Source organism: Streptomyces sp. PSU-S4-23 (assembly GCF_055632315.1).
On sequence record NZ_JBVMUU010000002.1, the window covers coordinates 5,941,051 to 5,962,605 of the forward strand.

At 75.0% G+C, this 21,555-nt stretch carries 14 protein-coding genes; 8 read left to right on the forward strand and 6 right to left on the reverse strand.

Features of this window, described 5'->3' with window-relative positions; genetic code table 11:
• Positions 1–2: 2 nt before the first annotated feature.
• The 3 genes from ACZ79I_RS27230 to ACZ79I_RS27240 form a co-directional block, all read right to left on the reverse strand.
• Positions 3–1,478 (reverse strand): penicillin-binding transpeptidase domain-containing protein, encoded by a 1,476-nt coding sequence (locus ACZ79I_RS27230; RefSeq protein ID WP_471500314.1) that lies wholly within the window; start codon positions 1,476–1,478, stop codon positions 3–5.
• Positions 1,475–2,842, reverse strand: coding sequence for an FtsW/RodA/SpoVE family cell cycle protein (locus ACZ79I_RS27235; protein ID WP_471500316.1), 1,368 nt, complete (start codon positions 2,840–2,842; stop codon positions 1,475–1,477). The genes ACZ79I_RS27230 and ACZ79I_RS27235 overlap by 4 nt, the downstream gene beginning before the upstream one ends.
• 142 nt (positions 2,843–2,984) lie before the next feature.
• Complete coding sequence (locus ACZ79I_RS27240; protein WP_471500318.1) at positions 2,985–3,491, reverse strand: protein-tyrosine phosphatase family protein; 507 nt, start codon at positions 3,489–3,491, stop codon at positions 2,985–2,987.
• 97 nt (positions 3,492–3,588) lie between these two features.
• Between ACZ79I_RS27240 and ACZ79I_RS27245 the strand changes: the two genes are divergently transcribed.
• Positions 3,589–4,392 (forward strand): nuclease-related domain-containing protein, encoded by an 804-nt coding sequence (locus ACZ79I_RS27245; protein WP_471500319.1) that lies wholly within the window; start codon positions 3,589–3,591, stop codon positions 4,390–4,392.
• A 78-nt stretch (positions 4,393–4,470) separates the two neighbouring features.
• On the opposite strand, the gene ligD is transcribed toward ACZ79I_RS27245, so the two are convergent.
• Positions 4,471–5,352 carry a non-homologous end-joining DNA ligase gene (gene ligD, locus ACZ79I_RS27250; RefSeq protein WP_471500321.1) on the reverse strand — a complete coding sequence of 294 codons (882 nt, stop codon included), beginning with the start codon at positions 5,350–5,352 and terminating at the stop codon, positions 4,471–4,473.
• Positions 5,353–5,424: 72 nt separating this feature from the next.
• Between ligD and ku the strand changes: the two genes are divergently transcribed.
• Entirely contained in the window at positions 5,425–6,687 is a 1,263-nt protein-coding gene (gene ku, locus ACZ79I_RS27255; RefSeq protein ID WP_471500323.1) for a non-homologous end joining protein Ku, read from the forward strand.
• A gap of 30 nt (positions 6,688–6,717) precedes the next feature.
• Here ku and ACZ79I_RS27260 read toward each other — a convergent pair whose 3' ends face one another.
• The gene (locus ACZ79I_RS27260; RefSeq protein WP_471500325.1) at positions 6,718–8,478 is read right to left on the reverse strand and encodes a beta-ketoacyl-[acyl-carrier-protein] synthase family protein; all 1,761 of its coding nucleotides are present in this window, start codon (positions 8,476–8,478) and stop codon (positions 6,718–6,720) included.
• A 500-nt stretch (positions 8,479–8,978) separates the two neighbouring features.
• Here ACZ79I_RS27260 and grpE point away from each other — a divergent pair, with 500 nt between their 5' ends.
• From grpE to ACZ79I_RS27290, 6 genes are all read left to right on the forward strand, one after another.
• On the forward strand, positions 8,979–9,473 hold the full coding sequence (grpE, locus tag ACZ79I_RS27265) for a nucleotide exchange factor GrpE (protein ID WP_471500327.1): 495 nt from the start codon (positions 8,979–8,981) through the stop codon (positions 9,471–9,473).
• Positions 9,474–9,581: 108 nt separating this feature from the next.
• Entirely contained in the window at positions 9,582–11,156 is a 1,575-nt protein-coding gene (locus ACZ79I_RS27270) for an Hsp70 family protein (protein WP_471500329.1), read from the forward strand.
• 56 nt (positions 11,157–11,212) lie between these two features.
• Complete coding sequence (locus ACZ79I_RS27275) at positions 11,213–13,843, forward strand: fibronectin type III domain-containing protein (protein WP_471500331.1); 2,631 nt, start codon at positions 11,213–11,215, stop codon at positions 13,841–13,843.
• Positions 13,844–14,030: 187 nt separating this feature from the next.
• The gene (locus ACZ79I_RS27280; RefSeq protein WP_471500333.1) at positions 14,031–15,122 is read left to right on the forward strand and encodes a TRAFAC clade GTPase domain-containing protein; all 1,092 of its coding nucleotides are present in this window, start codon (positions 14,031–14,033) and stop codon (positions 15,120–15,122) included.
• Positions 15,123–15,127: 5 nt separating this feature from the next.
• Positions 15,128–16,609 carry a GAP1-N2 domain-containing protein gene (locus ACZ79I_RS27285; protein ID WP_471500335.1) on the forward strand — a complete coding sequence of 494 codons (1,482 nt, stop codon included), beginning with the start codon at positions 15,128–15,130 and terminating at the stop codon, positions 16,607–16,609.
• A 3-nt stretch (positions 16,610–16,612) separates the two neighbouring features.
• Complete coding sequence (locus ACZ79I_RS27290; RefSeq protein WP_471500337.1) at positions 16,613–18,871, forward strand: hypothetical protein; 2,259 nt, start codon at positions 16,613–16,615, stop codon at positions 18,869–18,871.
• A 9-nt stretch (positions 18,872–18,880) separates the two neighbouring features.
• Here ACZ79I_RS27290 and ACZ79I_RS27295 read toward each other — a convergent pair whose 3' ends face one another.
• Positions 18,881–21,499: an NACHT domain-containing protein gene (locus tag ACZ79I_RS27295; protein ID WP_471500339.1), complete on the reverse strand. Its 2,619-nt coding sequence runs from the start codon at positions 21,497–21,499 to the stop codon at positions 18,881–18,883.
• Positions 21,500–21,555: the final 56 nt, after the last annotated feature.

Genomic DNA, 21,555 nt, shown 5'->3' on the forward strand with positions numbered 1-21,555 from the left:
CGTCACCGTCCCCTGCGCGGATGCGAGGCCAGCACCGCCTCCATCACCGCCTTCGCGATCGGCGCCGCGTTGCCGCCCCCGCTGATCTCACCGCGCTCGGCCGCCGCGTCCTCCACCACCACCGCCACCGCCACCGCCGGTTCCAGCGCGCCGTCCGCCTGCGCCCAGGAGATGAACCACGCATACGGCTTGCCGGAATTGCGGACACCGTGCTGCGCCGTGCCCGTCTTGCCGCCCACGGTGGCACCGGGGATCGCCGCGTTCCTGCCCGTCCCCTCCTCCACCGCGTCCGTCATCATCTCCCGCAGCTGCTCCGCCGTCGCCGGGGTCATCGCCCGGTGCAGGGTGCGCGGAGCGGTCCTCGAGACCGTCTTCCCGCTCCTCGTCGTCGTCCGCTCCACCAGGTACGGCGCCCGTACCCAGCCCCCGCCCGCCACCGCCGCCGCGACCATCGCCATCTGCAGGGGCGTCGCCCGGGTGTCGAACTGCCCGATCGAGGACATCGCCAGCTGTGCCCGGTCCAGCTTCCGGTCGAAGGTGCTCGGGGCCACCGCGAACGGGATGCCCAGCCTTCGGTCGTTGAAGCCGAAGTCCGCCGCGGTTCCGAGCATGTTCCGCAGCCCCACCTCGACGCCGAGCCCGGCGAACACCGTGTTGCACGACCATGCGAAGGCGTACCGCAGGGAGGCGTCCGCGCAGCCCTCCGACTCGTTCGTTAGCCGGGTCGTCGTGCCGGGCAGCCGGTAGGGGTCCGGGGACCGCGTCGGCGCGTCGAGGTCCGTGACCACCCCCGCCTCCAGCGCCGCCGCGGCCGTGACCACCTTGAACGTCGACCCGGGCGGATAGGTCTGCCGGACCGCGCGGTTGAGCATCGGCTGCGCCGCGTCGCCGTTCAGCCGCGTCCAGGCGCGGGCGGCCGCCTCCCCCGACCCCGACAGCTCCCCGGGGTCGTACGACGGCGTCGAGACCAGCGCCAGGACCCGCCCGGTGGACGGTTCGATCGCGGCGACCGCGCCGGTGCGCCCGGCCAGTCGCCGGTACGCCGCCCGCTGCGCCGCCCCGTTGAGGGTGGTGACGACCGTGCCACCCGGGTTGCGGGCCCGGACGACGTCGTTCCACAGGGGGAGCGGCGCGAGCAGCGGGTCCGTACCCGACAGCAGCGCGTCCTGCGCGTCCTCCAGCTGCGTCGTCCCGTACAGCTGCGAGGCGAAGCCGGTGACCGCCGCGTACAGCCGGCCGTCCCCGTACGTGCGCTCGTAGCGGAACATCCCGTCCGTGCTCCGGGAGCCGGTCACCGGACGGCCGTCTACCACGATGTCGCCGCGCGGCTGGGCGTACCGGGCGATCAGCTGCCGCCGGTTGGCGGGGTTGCCGTCGTAGCGCGAGGACTCGACGATCTGCACCCGGGTCGCGTTCACCAGCAGGGCGATCAGAAGCACCCCGCACAGGGCGGCCGCCCGGCGGATGTACCGGCTCACGGCGCCGGCGTCCCGTCGTACTGGCTGCGCGCCGAGTCGCTGATCCGGATCAGCAGCGCCACGATGATCCAGTTGGTGACGACCGAGGAGCCGCCCTGCGCCAGGAAGGGCATCGCCATGCCGGTGAGCGGGATCAGGCCCATGACCCCGCCCGCGATCACGAAGACCTGGAGGGCGACGATCGACGCGAGGCCGATCGCGAGCAGGCGCCCGAACGGGTCGCGCAGCGCCAGGCCCGCTCGGTAGCCGCGCTCCACCAGCAGGGCGTAGACCAGGAACAGCGCGGTCAGGCCCGCCAGCCCCAGCTCCTCACCCGCCGTCGCCAGGATGAAGTCCGACTTGACGGCGAAGCCGATCAGGATCGAGTGGCCGAGGCCGAGCCCCGTGCCGGACGCCCCGCCGGCCCCGAACGCGAAGAGCGACTGGGCCAGTTGACCGGCGCCCCGGCCCGCCTCGATCGACGCGAAGGGGTGCAGCCAGTCGTTCACCCGGGCGTGCACATGCGGCTCCAGCCGGCCGACCGGGAACGCGCCGAGGACCGTGAGCAGCAGACCGACGGCGATCCAGCCGGTGCGCCCCGTGGCCACGTACAGCAGCACCACGAACAGGCCGAAGAACAGCAGCGAGGTCCCGAGGTCGCGCTCCAGGACCAGCACCCCGACGCTCAGCAGCCAGACCGCCACCATCGGGCCGAGGACACGCCCGGTGGGCAGTTGCAGCCGCCACACGCGCCGGCCCGTGAACGCCAGCGCGTTGCGGTTGGCGGCCAGGTACCCGGCGAAGAAGACCGCGAGCAGCACCTTCGCGAACTCGCCCGGCTGGATGGAGAAACCGGCGATCCGCAGCCAGATCCGGGCACCGTTCACCGCCGGGAAGAAGATCGGCAGGGTGAGCAGCACCAGGGCGGCGGCCACGCAGACGTAGGTGTAGCGCTGGAGCACGCGGTGGTGGCGCAGCAGCGCCACGACCGCGATGAACAGCGCCACGCCCACCGTCGACCAGTACAGCTGGGCGGGTGCCGCGCGGTCGCCCGGGGTCTCCAGGTCGAGGCGGTAGATCAGCACCAGACCCACGCCGTTGAGCAGCACGGCGATGGGCAGCAGCAGCGGATCGGCGTACGGGGCCCGCAGCCGCACCACGGTGTGCGCGAGCAGCGCGAGCACGCCGAGCCCGGCGCCGTAGCGGGCGGCGCCGGGCGGCAGGGCGCCGTGCCGGGCCAGGCCGACGGCGCAGTAGCCGTACACGGAGACCAGGACGGCGAGGGCGATGAGGGCCGCCTCCGTACCGCGGCGCCGGGGCAGGCGCACGGCGGGAACGGGGGTGTCCGCCGTGGGCGTCGTTCCGGTCGTTCCGGGCTGGATCATGTGCGGAACGTAGCAAACGGGCGACCCCTATGTCCCGCTATATGGGTCAATCGGCCCGTTCCGGTGTACCTCGGCCCACACCGCACCGCACCCGCGCCCGCACCCCGCGGGCGTGTCCGTCACTTCGCCGGGCGCCGGCCGGTCACTCCGCGAGTTCCTCCAGGAGCCGGGCGGTGCCCAGTCCGGCCCGCAGGTACTCCACGAACAGTTCGTTGTGCAGCGCCCAGGGCCCGCGGCGGGAGCGGATCAGCCCGATCGCCTCGTCGGCGGTGTGACCGGCCCGGACCAGCGCGTGCGCGACGACCAGCCCGGAGCGGTTGTAGCCGTGGTAGCAGCGGACCAGGACCCGGCGGCCCTCCTCCATGGCGTCGTCGGCGGCCTGCGCGAGCCGCATCACGCCCGCGATCTGCGTCCCGTCGAGCGGTCCGTCCGGGATCGGCCACACATGGTGCTCGATTCCCTCGTCCGGGCCGTGCCCCGGCAGCCGCAGCAGGGTCAGTACGAGATCGAACTCATGGTGTACGACGGCGAACTCCCGCTCTCCGGAGCGCCCCCTGAACTCGTGCCCGCCCATCCACAGGCCGGGGACGATCTCGCTCCACGGGCTGTCCGGAGCGGGAACATCGGGTTGTTTTCCGCGGGTCCGCAACGGCGCCTCCCACCGACTCCCCAACTGCTCACAAAGGTAGCCGGGTTCTTGCCCCTGGAGCACCCCGCCTGTTCCCATGGTGCAGGGGTGATGGCGCATGAGCGCACTGCGCGTCATACCGGCCTGGCAGCAGGGCCGGGAACGGCTGTACGTGTGCCGCGCCGACGGCGGGCAGGTCGCCTGGTACGACCGCGAGACGGGCCGGGTCAACCTGCTCAGCGACGACCGGCGGAAGGACGTGCTCGACGCGCTCGGCCCGTATCTGGCCGGCCCGGTGACGGTGGGACCGCCGCCCGTTCCCACCCCCGCGGAACTGGCGCGGCTGACCCTCCACCCGGACGACGACCTGGCGCCGAACCGGCCCGGCGAGGCGCTGGTGATCGCCCTGGACCGCGATCCGGGGCCCGCGCACCGGCTGCGCCCGGACCCGCGGCGCCGCGCGCTCGCCGCCGAGCAGGCGGTCGGCGAGGCGCTGGACCGGATGGAGGGCGCGGGCTGGCACACCCTGCACTCGGTGCCGCTGCCGGGCGGCGACCGCATCCACCACCTGGTGATCGGCCCCGGCGGCCTCTTCGCCGTGCGCTCGCTGCCCGCCCGCAGACAGCGGGTCCTCGTCGCCGACCCGATGGTGACGGTGGGCAGGCACGAGCCGCTGCCGCTGCTGCGCCGGGTGCGGGCGGACGCGGACCGGGCGTCGTACGCCCTGACGGCGGAGGTCCGCCCGGTGCTGGCCCTGGCCGAGCCCGCCCGCCTGGAGATCACGGTCCCGCTCCGGGACGTCCGCGTCCTGAAGGACACGGACCTCTTCGGCCTCGCCCGCCGGGGCGGCGTGCTCAAGCCGGCGGACGTGGAGGCGCTGCACGCGATGGCACGGGACCGGCACACCTGGTCGAGGGTGTGACGGCCATGACCGCCTGAGCTTGCCCGGCGAGGTCCGGTGCGTCCGGCGGCGCTCCGAAGCGGCGCGGGGAACCAGTGCTCATGGCAGCGGCGCGGCCCGGGCGGGTTCGAGGAGCGGGGCCAGGAGGTCGCCGTGCGCCCTCAGGCGGGGACCGATGTCCGGTGCGCAGAACACGAGATCGCCGGGGGACGCGCAGTCCGCCACCTCCTGCCAGGTCACCGGCGCGGAGACGGTCGGCGTGGCCCGGGCGCGCAGCGTGTAGGGCGCCGCGGTCGTCTTGCGCGCCGCGTTCTGGCTCCAGTCCACGAAGACCTTCCCGGGCCGCAGGCTGCGGGTCATGCGGTGGACGACGAGGCGGGGCAGCGCCTTCTCCGCCGCCACGGCGAGCCGCCTGGCGTACTCGGTCGTCCGCCGCGACGGCGTCGGCTCCACCGCCGCGAGCAGATGCAGCCCCTTGGCGCCGGACGTCTTCGCGTACGCCTCGATCCCGTCCGCGGCGAGCCGCTCCCGCAGCCACCGGGCGACCTCGCAGCACTGGACGACGGTGGCCGGCGGCCCCGGGTCGAGGTCGAAGACCAGCCGGTCGGCCACGTCGGGCGCGCCGATGCGCCACTGGGGGGTGTGGAACTCGGTGACGAGGTTGGCCGCCCAGATGAGACTGGCCAGATCCTGGATCAGCACCATGCGGGCCGCGCCCTCGGAGCGCGGCACCTCGGCGGTGGTTACCCAGTCGGGCGTACCCGGCGGCACGTTCTTGGCGAAGAAGACCTGTCCGTCCGGGCCGTCCGGATAGCGCAGGAAGGACAGCGGCCGGTCGTGCAGATGGGGCAGCAGCGCGTCCGCGGTCGTCGCGTAGTAGTGCAGCATCTCGCCCTTGGTGAAGCCGGTCGCGGGATGGAGGACCTTCTCCAGGTTGCTGAGCGCGAGCCGTCGCCCCTCCACCTCTGTGATCGGCGTCATACGATGAGAATCCCACGAGAATCACATGAAATCGCCTGATTCGGAATGTTCAGGGCGGAAAGGTGGGGTCACGTGCGATCCATCTGGAACGGCGCCATCTCGTTCGGCCTGGTCAGCATCCCCGTCAAGCTGATGAACGCCACCGAGAGCCGTTCGATCTCCTTCCGCCAGGTCCATCTGGAGGACGGCGGCCGCATCCGCTACCGCAAGTTCTGCGAACTGGAGGACCGCGAGGTCACGCAGGCGGAGATCGGCAAGGGGTACGAGGACGCCGACGGCGCGGTCATCCCGGTCACGGACGAGGACCTGGCGCAGCTGCCCCTCCCGACCACCAGGACGATCGAGATCGTGGCCTTCGTGCCGGCGGACCGGATCGATCCGCTGCAGATGGACACGGCGTACTACCTCTCGGCGAACGGGGCCCCGGCCGCCAGGCCGTACACGCTGCTGCGGGAGGCGCTCAGGCGCAGCGGGAAGGTGGCCGTCGCCAAGTACGCGCTGCGCGGCCGGGAGCGCCTCGGGATGCTCCGTGTGTTCGACGACGTGATCGCCATGCACGGGCTGCTGTGGCCGGACGAGATCCGGGCCCCCGAAGGGGTGGTGCCGGACACCGGCGTCACCGTGCGGGACCGGGAGCTGGACCTGGCGGACACGCTGATGGACACGCTGGGGGAGGTGGACCTGGAGGAGCTGCACGACGAGTACCGCGAGGCGGTGGAGGAGTTGATCGCCGCGAAGGCGGAGGGCAGGGAGCTGCCGGCCGCCCCCGAGCCCGAGGGCGGCAAGGTCCTGGACCTGACGGCGGCCCTGGAGAGGAGCGTCCGTGCGGCGAAGGAGTCGCGGGGCGCGGCGGCGGGCACGACGGCCGCGGTCAGCCGCCTGCCGGCCCGGGCGCCGGGGCGCGCGGTACCGAAGGAGACCGGGGGCAAGAAGTCGGCGGCGGCCGGGAAGACGACGGAGGCGAAGGCCAGGGCGAGGAAGACGACCGCGGGGAAGACGACGGAGGCGAAGACCGCGGCGGGGAAGACGACGGCGAGGAAGACGACGGAGGCGAAGACCGCGGCGGGGAAGACCGCGGCGGGGAAGACGACGGCGAGGAAGACGACGGAGGCGAAGACCGCGGCGGGGAAGACCGCGGCGGGGAAGACCGCGGCGGGGAAGACGACGGCGAGGAAGACGACGGAGGCGAAGACCGCGGCGACGAAGTCCACGGCGACGAAGTCCACGACGAGGGCCGCTGCGAAGAAGACGGCGGCCGAGAAGGGGACGGCCAAGAAGACGGCGGCCGAGAAGGGGACGGCCAAGAAGACGGCGGCCCGCAGGCACACGGCGTGAGCCCGGGGCCGCCGTTCCCGCCCCGGCCCGTTACGCCACCCGGCGCAGCGCCAGCACCGCGTTGTGACCCCCGAACCCGAACGAGTTGCTCAGGGCCAGGTCGCCCACCGGGGCGAGCGGGCGGGGAGCGGCCCGGACCACGTCGAGGCCGATCTCCGGGTCCTCTTCCGTGCCGCCGATCGTCGGGGGGATCACCCCGCGGTGCAGGGTCAGCACCGTGGCCACCGCCTCCACGCCGCCCGCGGCTCCCTGCAGATGGCCCAGATGCCCCTTGAGGGCCGTCACGGGCACCCCGCCGCCCAGGACCGCCCGCACGGCGGCCGCCTCCGCGAGGTCCCCCTCGGCGGTGGCGGTGGCGTGGGCGTTGACGTGGACGACGTCCACGGCATGGGCGTCCGCGTCCTCCAGGGCGCGCCGCAGGGCCAGCGCGACCCCGTTGCCCGAGGGGTCGGGCGCCGCCATGTGGTGGGCGTCGGCGGACAGGCCCCAGCCCGCGGCCTCGCAGTAGACGCGCGCCCCACGGGCCCGCGCGTGCTCCTCCGCCTCCAGTACCAGGAACCCGGCGCCCTCGCCGTTCACGAAGCCGTCGCGGTCCCTGCCGAAGGGGCGGGACGGGGAGAGCTCGCCGACGCCATGGTTCGACAGGGCGCGCATCGAGGCGAACGCCGCCATGATCGCCGGGGTGACGACCGCCTCCGCGCCGCCCGCCAGGGCCACGTCCACGCGTCCGTACCGGATCCGGTCGATGGCCTGGCCGATGGCCTCCGTCCCCGACGCGCAGGCGCTCGTCACCGTGCGCGCCTCGCCCGTGATCCGCAGGTCGAGCGAGATCTGGGAGGCGGCCTGGGAGGGCACCGTCATGGGCGTCGTGAGGGGGGAGACGGTACGCGGGCCCTTGTCGCGCAGCGCCCGGTCGCCGCCGACCAGGACGGACGCGTCACCGAGGATCGCGCCCACCGAGACGCCGACGCGCTCTGGGGCGAGGCCGCTCCCGGTCGTTCCCGCCGCGTCGAACCCGGCGTCCTGCCAGGCCTCCCGCGCCGCGAGCACCCCGAACTGGGCCGCCCGGTTCATCCGGCGCGCCTGCGGCCGGGGCAGCAGCCCGACGGGATCCACGGGTACCGTGCCGGCCACCCGTACGGGCAGGTCGGCGAACTCCTCGCCCTCCAGCTCCCGTATCCCGCACCGACCCTCGACGAGTCCCTGCCACAGCTCGGTCACGCCGACACCCAGCGGGGTGATGGCCCCGAGCCCGGTGACCACGACCCGCCGCGGGGCCGCGGCCCGGGCCGGCTGCTGCGGCCGTGGGTGGTGCCGGACCAGGTGGTCCCGCGCCGCGGCCCGTTCGGCCAGCTCGCGCAACCCGGCGTCGGTCAGGGGTTGTTCCGCCGGGTTGTCCAGGTCGCGGTACCACCGGCCCCAGCGCCGGACGTACGTCTCCTCGACGGCGCGGGGGTCCACGGCGCGCAGGGCGGTGACCCGGTCCCCGTCGCGGAGGTCGGCCGCGCCGAGGTCGCTCGATGTGACGAGCGGCACAGCGGCCACGTCCATCCGGTGGCCGGCGACCGTCACCTCCTGGGAGCGGGCGAGGAACTCGTCGTGGTCGCCGCCGCCCAGGGGCGGGCGCACGATCATCCGGATGGTTTCCGGGTTCTCCGGCACGGTGTGCATCACGACGTACCAGGTGTTCTCCGCGGCGTCCTGCTCCGACAGGGCGAGCAGATCTCCCGGAATGACCTCGGCGGCGGTGACGGTGTGGGGCTGGAGCGAGATGTCGAAGGAGTGGCGCATTGTTCTTCTACTGCTTTCTGTGGCTGATCGAGTCCATGGCAGGAGGCACAACGGCGGAATTGAAGTGTGCCCGGTCGGCGATGTGACTCAGTTCGCAACCATGGAGCGGTAAAACTCAACTGCTCTTTTTCCAGGGCTGGTTAAGTCCCCAATGAGCCAACTCGTGTGCGGAACATCACGGGTCCGGGGGTAATGGATCAAGAATTCCGGCGCGACGGATCTTGAAAATGCGCCAACCTTGCCGAATTCTTACGAGGTAATTCGGTATTGATCGCGCCGGTGTGTTCCGGGCGGCCGCGGGCGGGTCGCGCGGTGCGCCCGGACACCCCGCCAAATTAGGACATATAGCTCATATCGATCCGTCACTCGCGCGGTCCGCCGAACCGCACGCGGCCCGCCGTGGTGCGCCGCCGAAGGGATCCGGCGAGCGGATAGCCCGAGCGAGTGATCACCGAACACCCTGCTGACGCCCCCGGCGCCTCTGGTCTACGGTGACCGGTGTGACGGAAAGTGCCGAACCCTGCACGCTCGCAAGCGAGTTCACCGCAGCGCTGGCGCGCCAGCAGGAACTCGCCCAGCGCCGCGAGGAGATCGTCACGCGGCTGCACGACGAGATAGAGCGGCTGCGCCGCGGTGAACTCGACACGGCGCTCGACCTCGTGCGCCACTCCCTGATCCGGCTGCACGACCAGATCCTGCGCCAGGCCGAGCACATCACCGAGCCGCTCGGCGTCGACGAACTGCGCGCCCTGCTGACCGCCCTCGCCGACGAGGCGGCGGACGCGGTGGCCGGGACCGGTGCCGAACGGTATGTGCCGCGGCCCGGCGAGGCGTTCGACCGCGCGCTGCAGCGCCCGGTGGGACGCGCCCCCGCCGCGGGGCCGGAGAAGGACCACACGGTGGCGCGTGTCGTCGCCGCCGGGTTCGTGCAGGGGGAGCGGGTGGTACGGAAGGCCGATGTCGTGGTGTCCCGCTGGGAACCGGACCCGGCCTGACCGGCTTCCTTCCTCACGGGCAACACCGGGCAACATCGGGCGACACCGGGCGACAACACATCGAGCGGGGGCACCCGGGCAGGTGCCGTCCCGACGGCGGGAGACCGTATGGCTGTGTACGGAATCGATCTCGGCACCACGTACTCGTGCGTCGCACGCATCGACGACGTGGGCAGACCGACCGTGCTGCGCAACCTCGAAGGGGCGGACACCACGCCGTCCGTCGTCTACTTCGAGAGCGCCGACAGCGTGGTCGTGGGACAGAGCGCGAAGGACGCCACGGTCCTCGACCCCGAGAACGTGGTGCAGCTCATCAAGCGGGACATGGGCGATGTGGTCCCGCGCACGTTCCACGGCACCGGCTACACACCCGAGGAGATCTCCGCCCGCATCCTGCGCAAGCTCGCCGACGACGCGCGGGTCAGCGGCGGCGCCGAGGTGCGCGACGTGGTGATCACCGTGCCCGCCTACTTCGGGCTCGCAGAGCGGGACGCCACCCGCAAGGCCGGGGAGATCGCCGGCCTCCGCGTCCTCGACGTGGTCGCCGAACCCGTCGCGGCCGCCCTGGACTACGGCGCCCTGGACGGCGAGGACGAGGAGCGCGAGCGGGCGATCCTCGTCTACGACCTGGGCGGCGGCACCTTCGACACCACCGTCCTCACCCTGCGCGGCCCCCGGCTGACCGTGCTGTGCACGGACGGCGCGAAGGAACTCGGCGGCAGCGACTTCGACGACCGCATCGTGATGCACCTGGTGGAGCGGTTCCGCGAGCGCTTCCCGGACGCCGGCGACCCCCTGTCCGACCCGCAGTCGGAGACCCAGCTGCGCAAGGACGCCGAGGACGCCAAGAAGGCGCTCTCCTTCCGCGAGCGCTACACCGTGCGCGTGATGCACCAGGGCCTGGTCGAGCCGGTGGAGCTGACCCGCGGGATGCTCCAGGAACTGACCGGCGACCTGCTCGACCGCACCGTCGACATCACCCGCCGCACCGTCGAACTGGCCGCCGAACGCGGCGTGTCGCACTTCGACGAGGTCCTCCTGGTCGGCGGCGCCACCAAGATGCCCGCCGTGGCGGCCGCGCTGCGCGACCAGTTCGGCTTCGAGCCCCGGCTGCACAACCCCGACCTCGCGGTGGCCCGCGGCGCCGCGATCTACGCCCTGGACCGGGCCGCGTACATCGTCTCCACCGGTGAACTCCCCGCGGATCAGGCGCCGGTCGTGCCGGAGACGGGGATCGCCCACCGTTCGTACGAGATCACCACGGTCGCCTCGCGCGGCTACGGCATCAAGGTCACGGACGTCGAGACGGGCCGGGAGTACGTCACCCACCTCGTGCACGCCAACGACGTGCTGCCAGCCTCCGTGACCGACGACTTCGCCACGCTCCGCGCCTACCAGCGGTCCGTGCTGATCGAGGTGATGGAACAGGCGGGCGCGGTCGAGTCGGACGAACTCGCGCACAACACCGTCGTCGCCGGGGGCACCCTGAAGATCCCCCCGGGCAAACCGGCGGGCTGGCCCTTCCAGTGCGTCTTCACCCTCGACACCTCGGGACTGCTCACCGTCGTCGCCACCGAGAAGGAGACCGGCGAACGGATCGAGATCACCGTACAGATCGGCGGGCTGTCCCAGCAGGACGTCGATGACGCACGTATCGCGCTGAGCCGCCAGCGGTTCACCTGACACGACGTCAAGAACCGGACGGCCGGCGAGGAGCGGGAAGGAGCGGGAAGCGGACCGTGGCGTTCGACGAGGCGCGCTACCGCCGCGAGGTGCTCGACGCCGGGCTGCCGGTCACCGAGGACCTGCGTACGCGCTATCAGCTGCCGCGGCGCCTGGACGGGCCCGCGGTCACCGAGGCGGTCACCGCGGTCCGCGCCTGCTGGCGCCGCAACCGCGCCCGCCTCAAGTACCGGGAGGTCATCGAGGAACTGGAGGCCGGGCACCTCGTCCACCGGCCGCTCTTCGACGCGGCGGCCGGCGGCGACCTCGGCCCGCTGCGCGCCGCCCTCGACGAGCACGGCCGGCGCGCCGAGTCCGGGCAGGCGGCGCTGCGGGCGGCCCTGGAGGAGGCGGCGGCCGGGCTCGGCATGCTCGCCGAGGGCACGGTGGCCGAGGCCGCCGCGGCCCACCGGGTCGGCGAGGCGCGGGTACGGGACCTGCTGCCGTCCCTCGGGCTGCGCGTCGCCGAACCGGACCCGCTGCCGCGGGAGGTACCCCACCCCGCGTACGCCCGCTGCCCCCGCCGGCTGGAGGTGCTGCGGCTGCGCCACCTCGACGACTTCCTCGCCGCCGACGCCCCCGGCGGACGCACCCCACGGCCGGTGCGCGTCTTCGACGCCCCGCCCGTGGAGGCGGAGGCCGTGGAGGAGGCGGCCCGGCGCTGGGGCAGGCTGCCGCACAGCGCCGCGCACACGGCCGCCCAGGCCGTGGTCGCCGCCGTCCGCCGGGTGCTGGCCGACCAGGGCCCCGGGGGCCTCGCCCGGGTGCGGCTCCACGAACTGGCGGTGCCGCTGCGCGCGCGCCTCGCCGCGCGCGCCACCCCCGCCACCCTGCTCGCCCACGCCACCGACGCGCTGTCGCTCGACGAACAGGACGCTCGGCGGCTGGTGTTCGCGGTGCTGCACGAGGAGGCCGGGGATCCGCTGACGGGGCGGCTGCGGAGGCTGGTCGCGGACGGACGGCTGGCGGGGGCGGCGGCCGTCGCCGACCGCGTGCCCCCCGCCGCGCTGCCCGAGGACGTCCGCGACCTGGCCGCCCATGTGCGCGCGAAGCTCGCCGAGGCCCGCCGCCTGGTCGAGCGGGCCCGCCGGCTGCCGCCGGGGGAGTCCGACCGGGCCTGGGAACTGCTGGAGGACGCGGAGGCGATCGCCCGCGACCTGCCGGGCGTCGACACCGTGCGCCGCCGCCTCACCGTCGAGCCGGCCTCCGGCCTGACCGCCACGCCCGACGGCACGGGCGTCGCCCTCGCCTGGCGGCCCACGCCGTCGACGGCGGGCGAGCCCGAGTACGCGGTGCTGCGCGCCGAGCACCGCCCGCCCCGCGACCCGGCGGACGGCACCGTGCTGCCCGCGGCATCCCCGCGCGCCACCTCGTGCGTGGACCGGGCGCCCCCGGCCTGCGTACCGCTGTACTACGCGGTCGCCGTGCGCCGGGCCGCGGAGCCCGACGGCCCGACCTCGCCGCTCGTGGTGTGCGGGCCCGTCGTGCACCGGCCGGAGGTCACCGATGTGCGACTGCGCCCCGGGGACCGCGAGATCACCGCCTCCTGGACATGCCCGCCGCAGGCCCGCTCGGTCGAGGCCGTACGCGTCTCGCCGGGCGGCGAGGAGGTACGGATCGCCGCCCGCCGCGACGGCTTCACCGACGGCGGCCTCGCCAACGACGTGACGTACCAGTACCGCGTCCGCGTCCGCTACGGCACGGACGGCGGCGGACCGCCCGTGCGCACCCGCGGCGTCCGGCTGACCGCCACACCGCTCGCGCCGCCCGAACCGGTCACGGACCTGGAGATCCGGCCCGCGCCGGACGGCCTCCTGGCGTGCTTCGCGCCGCCGCCGGGCGGCGAGGTGCGCCTGTACGGCCTCGACGGCCGGCCCCCCTGGCCCCCGGGCACCCGGCTGGGCGCGGACGAGCTGCCCGGACGGCCGCTCGCGGCCCGGCCCGCCCCGGAGGGACTGCGGTTCGCGCCGCCCGCCCGGCCGACCGTCGTGCTCGCGGTCACCGTCGCCGGCGAGCGTGCCGTCACCGGGGCGCACGCGGCCGCCGCCGTGCGCGCGCTCGGCACCCCGGCCCTGTCCCGGCACGGCGGCGCGGGCGTCACCGTCGTCTTCGACTGGCCCGCGGACGGCGGCGACGAGGCCGAGGTCCGCTGGCGGATCCCCGGAGAGCCGGACGGGCAGCGGCGTGCCGTCACCCGGGCCGCCTACCGGCACGAGGCGGGCGTACGGCTGCCGGTCGCGGACGGCGCCGCGGTGGAGGTCGAGGTGCGGCTGGTCACCCTGCTCGGCGGGCTGCGCGCCTACGGTCCGCCGAGCACGGCGGTGTTGCCCGCCCGCGCCGATGTCGCCTATCGGCTGGAGCGGCACGGCCTGCCCGGCCGTCGCGGGGTCACCGCCGTGTTCACCGCGTCCGCCGAGGTACGGGCGCGACGACTGCTGCTGGTGCGGTCGCACGGCCCCGTCTGGCCGCTGGAACCCGCCGACGGGGACGTCCTCGCGGAGGCCGCCGAGGTGGCGCTCGGCCCGGGCCGGGAGGTACGGCTGTCGGCGCGGCTGCCGCGCGGCCCGGGCGGCTGGCTGCGCTGCTTCGCCGTCGGGGAGGCGCTCGTGCTGCGCGACCCGCCGCACCACACGCTCAAGGCCCCATGAGACCCGGGGTCGCACAGGGCCCGGGGTCGCACAGGGCCCGGGGTCGCACAGGGCCCGGGATCGCACAGGCTCCGGGTCGCACAGGCTCCGGGTCGCACAGGGCCCGGGTCGCACAGGGCCCGGAGCGACGCAGGGCCCGGAGTGAGGCAGGACCCGAGGTCGCCGAGGTCGCACAGGGGGAGAGCACATGAGACTGCCGTGGCGCCGCACCTGGGTGTGCCCGCACTGCTTCCGGACCGTCACCGGCGCGCAGATCGCCTACGTCTGCGTCAGCGGCGACCCCGCCTGCGCGGACGGCCGGGGCCTCGCGCACGCCGCACCCCGGGCCGGCCGGGCGGTGTGCCGCACCTGCCGCCGCACCACCACCCGGCTGCGCTGCACCGCCTGCGGGAGCCGGCTGCCCGAGGGCTATCTGCGCACCCCCGGGCGGCTGGTGGCCCTCGCCGGGCCGGTCAGCTCCGGCAAGAGCACCTACATCGGCGTCCTCGTGCACGAGTTGCTGCACCGCCTCGGCGCCGAACTCGACGCGGCCCTGCTGCCCTGCGACGACGACACCATGGCCGACTACCACGAGCGCTACGAACGCCACCTGTACGAGGAGCGGCACACCGTGCCCAAGACCGCCGAACACGACGGCGGCCGGCCCCTGGTGCACCGCCTCAGCCGCACCCGGCGCGGCCGCTTCGGACGCGCCGGCGAGCGGGTGCTGACGCTGGTGTTCCTCGACACCGCGGGCGAGCACTTCACCTCGCAGGACCGCATGGAGACCCAGCTGCGCTACCTCACCGCGGCCGACGCGGTCGTCGTCCTCGTCGACCCGCAGGACCTGCCCGGCGCGCCGCTCGTCGGCGGGGACGGGGTGCCGGGCAGGTCGGGCGAGGTGCTCGCCCGGGTCCTGGGCCACCTGGGCGGCGGACGGAAGGTGACCGTGCCGGTCGCGGTCGCCCTCACCAAGGCCGACCTGCTGTGGCCGCACCTCCCGGACAACTCCGCGCTGCACCGCGCCCGCCGCCCCGGCCCCGTCTTCGACGCGGACGACCGCGCCGCCGTCCACACCGAACTGCAGGCCCTGCTGCACCGCTGGCAGGAACACCAACTGGAGGCGCGGCTGCGCAGGTTCTGCGCCGACCACCAGCTGTTCGCCCTCTCCACGCTCGGCACCGCGCCCCGGCGCGACGGCGGACTCGGCCACGGCGGCGTGGTACGGCCGCACCGCGTGGAGGACCCCCTGATGTGGCTGCTGCACCGCTTCGGCGCCCTCGACCGGGGCCGGGGGTGAACGGCGTGGTGGGACAGGCGCACTACACCTCCGCCCCGCCCTCCGCGGGCGGACGCCACGGCGGCTTCCGGTTCACCGCGCTCTCCCCGGCGGCCCGCCCCGCGCTCGACCTCCTGCGCCCGCTGACCGGGTACGCGCCACCGCCGGGCGCCGCACGGCCTGCCGACTGCCCCGTGGCGTTCGCCTATGACCGGCCGGGCCCCGCCGTGTTCACCCTCACCCGCTGCACCGGCCGGGACTACACCGGCCGCTGGGGCAACCACTTCTGCCACGCCCTGTGCGCCGGCCCCGACGACCTCGCGGGCCTGCGCCCGGTCGAGCTGTGGGACAGCCCCCAGTGGGCCGTGTCGGCCGCGCCGGACGACGGCCGCGCCCTGCCCGACCTGCCCGAACTCGTGCCCGGCAGCGCCGTGGGCCCCGGCCGTGTGCGCCGGCTGCTGGACGGCACCGGCGAGCGCGGCGTCCGCGTCCTGGAGCGGCTGCTCACGTTCGCCCTGCGGGCACTCGCCGAAGAGGCCCCGGGCGCGACCCTGGTCTGCGCCGACCCGGAACGCGTGGTCGACTGGATCGCCGCCGTCTCCTACGCCCTGCCCGCGGGCCTGGCCGCCCATCTGACGTTCACGACGTACACGGGGCGGCCGGAGCACGACCACCGGCATCTGACCGGGACACCGCCGTGGGCGGCGGAGCGGGCACGGGGCCCGGTGCTCCGTCTCGACCGGCCGGCCGGGGACGGGGGCCCGGGGTCCTGCGCGACGGCGCGGTTCCTCGCGGGCGCGTGGGGGAGCGGGCGCCTGGAGACGGTGGACGCCGTGGCCGAGCTGTGGGACGCCGTTCCCGGCGGGAGCGCGGCGGCGGGCGTGGAGCGGCTGCGGGCGGCGTGTGCGCTGCTCGCCCCGGACGGCGTGCTGCCGGAGCCGGCCGGGGCGGCGGGCGGGTCGCGGCTCGCGGGTTTTGCGCGCGCGGTGGCGCAACTGCGGCCGCAGGCGGCGGACATCGCGCCCGAACGCGTCCGGGACGCCGCCGCACGCCATCTCGCCGGGGAGCCGGCGCCCCTCGGCGACGTACGGGCCGCCCTCGCGCCGCTGCCCGAGCCGTACCGGGGCTCCGTCCTGGCGGGGCTGCTCGCCGCGCTCGAAGCCTCGGCCGAGCTGCGCGCCGCCGTCCTGGACCCCCAGGCGTGCGCCCAGCTTGCCGACCAGCCGCCGGACGTGCTCGCCACGGCGCCGCGCACCGCGCTGCACGTGCTGCGCGGAGCACCGGGGCCGCCGAGGCGGGCCGCGCTGCGGATCCTGCGGCTGTACCGGCGGGGGCTGTGGGAGGAGACGGAGACCTACGAGGCCGTACGGGACCTCGTCCGGGCACGGGAACCGGAGCGGACGACGGAGCGGACCACGGAACGGACCACGGAGCGGACGACGGAACGGACCACGGAGCGGACGACGCGGCCGCGGTGGCGGCGCGGGCCGGCCCGGGAGAAGGAGTGAGCCATGGCCAATCCCGTCGTCCTGCTCCTGCTGACCGCCGGACTGGTCGTGCTGACCGTCGGCTACTGCCTCGCGGTGACCCTGCCGCGGCTCGTGGTGACCCAACTGCGCCTCGTGTGGCGGACGTTCGGCCGGGACCCGGCCACCGCGCCGCCCGGCCCGCACGACGAGCCGGCCGTCCCCGTGTACGTCCGCGTCACGGCGCCGCGCGATCTGCGCGCGGCCTGGTGGGACGGGCTCGTCGAACACGCACGGCTGATGGGCGACGCCGAACGGTTCGTGATCGGCCGGGCCGCCGGCCCCCGCCGTCCGGACCCGGGGACCGGCGGGCGCGGCTGCCTGATGGTCTTCCTGCGCCCGGCGTTTCTGCTGGCGGCCGCCGCCGTCGTGCTGACCGCGACCGCGCTGTGCCTGCTTCCGCTGCTGTTCGCCCTGCTGGTCTGGGCGGTGTGCGGTGCGCTGTGGACCCTGTGGTGGGCGGTGTGGGCCACGGTCGCCCGGGCACGGCGCATCCCGCGCCGCCGGCCCGCGCCGTGCCCGTACACACGCTGTGGACGCGCCGTAGACCGCCCCGTGCGCCTGTGCCCGTCCTGCCACGCCCGCCACCGGCTGCTGGCGCCCAACCGCTACGGCGCGCTGTACCACCGCTGCCGCTGCGGCGCCCGCCTGCCCGCCGTCCTCGGCGTCCGCCGTCTTCAGGCGTGCTGCCCGCACTGCGGGAACCCGCTGCCCGCCGGATACGAGCGGGCGAGGGTCGTGGTGCTGGTCGGCGGCTCGGACACGCAGCGCGCGGGCGTGCACCGGCAGGGCCTGGCCGAGCTGGGTGCCGCGCCCGGCGGCGAACCGCCCCTGGTGCGCGGGGCAGGGCGGCCCGTCCTCTTCCATGACCCGGTGGGCGACGCGTACGGCAGCCAGGAGTCCACCGCCCGGCTGGACCTGCTGCGCCTCGCCGACGGACTGCTGCTGGCGGTCGACGACCCCGCCCCGCACAGCGCCGCCGTGCACGCCGTCACCCGGGTCCTGCACGTCGTGACCGCCCTGCCCGAGCGCCGTCGCCCCCGCCGTCTCGCGCTGCTGTACACCGGGGCCGCGCGTGGTGACGACGGCGCCGTGCGCGCCGGGCTGGAGGCGGCCGGCGGCGGCCATCTGCTGCGCGCCCTCGACTCCACCGGCATTCGCGTGCGCTGCGTGCCGGCCTCGGCCGACGCCTCCGCCCTCGCCGGGACTCTGCTGTGGCTGGCCGGCACGGGCGGCACCCCGGGCGCGGGGGAGAGCATCACACCCCCGCCCGCGCACCGCCCCGGGAACGTCTCCGCGCACGTCCCCCGCCACCGCCTCGCCCGCCGCGGCCTCCTGCTGAGCCACCTCGCCGGATACCTGGTGCTGCCGCTCGCCCTCGTCCTCCTGGAGACGGGAGTGCTGCCGCCGGGCGCCCTCTTCGGCGTGCCCGGCGCCTACGACAGGTGGCGCCACCCGCTCACCGGCACGGTCCACCAGGTCGACCTCGCCGCAGCCGCCACCCCCGACTGGCCGAGACTCAGCGCCAGTTACTCGGCTCCCGGCCACCCTCCCGCCGCCGTGCTGCCGGGCCACCCGGGCTACTGGTCCGTCAAGGGCGCCCCGGCCGACGGCAACTGGCTGCGCTTCGACTTCGGCATGCCGCTGCCCCTGAGCGAGGTCTCGGTGGACTTCGACCCGGCGACCATCGACGGCCCCTTCTCACTGAGTGTCGACCTGGAGGGGCAGCTCGGGGCCCGCACCCTCTGGGACGGCATCAGCGGCCGGCGCGCCCACCTGGAGGGAAAGGGCTTCCTCGGCAAGGTGTACGGCTACGACTACTCCTACCCCCACACCGTCGACTCCCTCCGCTTCGGCCTCGGCTCGCTGCTCGACAAGGGCCAGGAGAAGAAGCTCCGCCTGCGCGAGGTCGACATCCGCTGGACCAGCTCAAACGCCCTGCGCCTGCGCCCGGCGGACGGCGGCCGGCTCGGCATCGAGAACGCCACCGCCAGGGACCTCGCCATCGCCGTACGGCCGCCGCTGCTGCCCGCGGGCTGGCACGCCACCCTCGCCGAACGCCCGCCCCGGATGCTCGGGGCCCGTACGACGTACGTGGCGCACTGGCGCATCACGGCCCCGAAGGGCGCCACGGGCCGCGCCCCCGTCGCCTACGCCGTCGACGTCACCGAGCGGGGACACACGGTGACGTCACGCTGCCTGGGCCTGCTCACCGCCGTCGGGGACGTCGAGTCGCTGTGCTGACGGCCCGGGTCAGCGGGTGCCGGGGGGCGTGAAGCTCCGGCCGCCGAACTCGGCCAGCGCGGCGGCGAGCCCGGCGTCGATGTGCGCCGTGGTGCCGAGCGGCAGTACGAAGTACCAGCCCTCGCCCATGCGGGAGCGGCGCGGCGGGCGCGGGGTGCCGGCGTCGGACCGCAGCCGGACCTGGAGCGCGTAGAAGCGCGCGTCCCGGCCCCGGACGATCGCGCGGCGCACGGCGATCTCCTCGATGTGCCGCCACCGGTAGGAGCGGCGTCTGCGCCCGGTCACCGAGGTGACCCCGTCCCGGGTCAGCTCCAGCTCGATCCGTCTGCGGGGCATCAGATAGCCGGTCACGGTGATCAGGACGCCGAGGACGGGCCAGAAGAGCAGCACCAGCCAGCCGGTGGGGTCGCGCCACTGACCGCTCACGGTGAAGCGCACGAGGAAGACGCCCATGAGCGGCCCGAGGGCCGCCCAGTGGCCCAGCGGCAGCCTCCGGGACCGGCCGTGGAGCCGGTAGTGGTCCGCGCCGCGGTCCACGGTGAAGTCGCGGGAGTCCGCGAGGGAGGGAACGCGGGGCGGCTCCCGGGTGGCCGGTTCCCCTCCCCGGCGCCCCGCCAGATGCTCCTGGAGCCGGCGGTTGCGGAACCGGTAGGTGCCGCCCGACGGCTGCAGCAGGCCCGCCCTGCGCGCGTCCTTGAGGAACGTCATCAGCGGCCACGGCACCCGGCCGGTCGCCGCGAGGGAGCACTTGGCGAGGATCCAGCGGCTCCAGGGGCTGAGCAGCACGAACGCCGCCGAGGCGCCCGCCCAGGCCCCGACCGCCGGCCACCAGCTGCCCGCCCCGCGGTCGTCGAGCCAGAAGAACGACCCCGCGCCGATCCCGATGAGCGGTGCCACCAGCGTCAGGGTCGTGACGAGCGCCGACTGCTCGCCGCGCAGGAGTTCGTCGGGTGTGGCGGCGTCGACCGTGTCGGCGGGAGCCGCGTACACGATCATGAGCAGGACGGGCAGGACGCCGCCGACCGCGAGCGCGACCAGCGCGGGATCCGGCGACACGAAGACGTACAGGGCGAGGAGGAGGACGGCGAGGGCGGGGCCTCCCGCGAGCGCCGCGAGGCGGACCTGGGGCCCGACCCGCGCATGCCGGTCCACCAGGCGCAGGGCGTGCAGGAACAGCAGCGGGTTCGCGGCGCGCCGCGGCTCGGCGAGCCGCTGGCCGAACCACCCGGCGGTGACGGAGCGCGCGGTGCCCGCCAGGATGACCCCGGACATCACGTCGGTCGTCACGCTCAGGTAGCCCAGCGGGCTGCTGTGCGCGTATCCCGACATCCCCGCCCTGATCACGAAGGAGAGCAGGATGCCGGCCGTGAGGAGCGCCGGCAGCGCGAGCAGCCGGGGCAGCGGTGCCGCGTACAGCCGCCACCAGGCCAGCTCGGACTCCTCGCGGCGGCTCAGCAGCAGCGCGAGGTACGACAGCCAGGCGCGGGCCCGCTCGGGATCCCAGGCGCGGGGCGGGTGCAGCCGGGCGGGGTCCGGCGGACGCCCCGGAAAGGCGGCGGGCACGATCCGGTCGAGCAGGTGCGTCTCGACGGCCTCCCGGGTGGGGAAGCGCTCCCGGTCCGTCAGTTCGCCGGGATCGGCCGGGTGGCCCTCGTAGGAGCGGCGTACGAGCCACACCATCAACGGGCTGGTCAGGGCCCATGACAGCGGCGCCGAGGGCTGCCTCCTGAGGGTCTTCAGCACGGGTGCCCAGACGGCGGCGCGGGCGGGCGCAGGGGCCAGCCGGAGGTAGTCGGCCACCTCGCCGGGGCGCAGCGGCAGCGACTCGATCACCGTGGCGTGTCTGAGGCCCTTGCCCTGCCGGTCGAGGCGGGCGTACTCGGTCGTGCGGGAGACGAGCACGGCGTCCCCCTCGCCGCCCAGGCCCGCGTTGAGGGCGTCGAGCACCTCGGCGCGGCGGTGCTCGGGCAGTTCGTCGAGGCCGTCGAGGACGGGAAGCACCCCGCCGCGGCCGTTCACCCGTCGCTCCAGGACGAGCCGGCGGGCCGGGTGCTCGCCGTCCACGGGCGGCAGACCGGGATGGTCCTGGCGCAGCCGGTCCGTCAGCCACTCGTCGAGCGACTGACGGCGGGTGTCCCAGGACTCCAGGGACAGCACGAGCGGGATCGGCACGTCGGCCTCGCCCTGGGTGAGCCGGCGGCCGAGCAGTTCGAGGGCGAGCAGCACGGACAGCACGGTCTTGCCGGAGCCGGCGGTGCCCAGTACGACCAGCCGCCGGCGCGGGCGGAGGCTGAGGAAGGTCCCGGCGATGGTGTCGGTCCCGGAGCCGGCCGGCAGGTACTCGCCGGCGGACGCCACCCGCCTGCTGGGTGTCCAGCGCACCGGCAGCGGCTGGGGATCGGTCATGTCCCAGGCGTCGGCCTCGGCCCGCCACCGGTACAGGAGGCTGCGGGCGAGGGCCCGCTCGGCGGCGGCCGGTGGGGCGTCGTCACCCGGCGGGGGGTCGACGCGCAGGGTCAGATTCAGATCGCCTTCGAGGATCCCGATCTGGATCAGGTACTCGGCCGTGCAGTCGACCGCGGTGTTGGTGATCTGCGGCCCGCCGTCGGGCCCCGTCTGCTGTGCCATGCACCTCCGCCCCCGGGCGTCGCCGCTTCCACTGTACTTCGCGTCAACCGGCCCCA

Bases quoted from the DNA above. Each gene is read 5' to 3' on its own strand.
- ACZ79I_RS27235 (WP_471500316.1), bottom strand. From the start codon at position 2,842: ATGATCCAGCCCGGAACGACCGGAACGACGCCCACGGCGGACACCCCC.
- ACZ79I_RS27245 (WP_471500319.1), top strand. From the start codon at position 3,589: ATGAGCGCACTGCGCGTCATACCGGCCTGGCAGCAGGGCCGGGAACGG.
- ligD (WP_471500321.1), bottom strand. From the start codon at position 5,352: ATGACGCCGATCACAGAGGTGGAGGGGCGACGGCTCGCGCTCAGCAAC.
- ACZ79I_RS27260 (WP_471500325.1), bottom strand. From the start codon at position 8,478: ATGCGCCACTCCTTCGACATCTCGCTCCAGCCCCACACCGTCACCGCC.
- ACZ79I_RS27270 (WP_471500329.1), top strand. From the start codon at position 9,582: ATGGCTGTGTACGGAATCGATCTCGGCACCACGTACTCGTGCGTCGCA.
- ACZ79I_RS27280 (WP_471500333.1), top strand. From the start codon at position 14,031: ATGAGACTGCCGTGGCGCCGCACCTGGGTGTGCCCGCACTGCTTCCGG.
- ACZ79I_RS27290 (WP_471500337.1), top strand. From the start codon at position 16,613: ATGGCCAATCCCGTCGTCCTGCTCCTGCTGACCGCCGGACTGGTCGTG.
- ACZ79I_RS27295 (WP_471500339.1), bottom strand. From the start codon at position 21,499: ATGGCACAGCAGACGGGGCCCGACGGCGGGCCGCAGATCACCAACACC.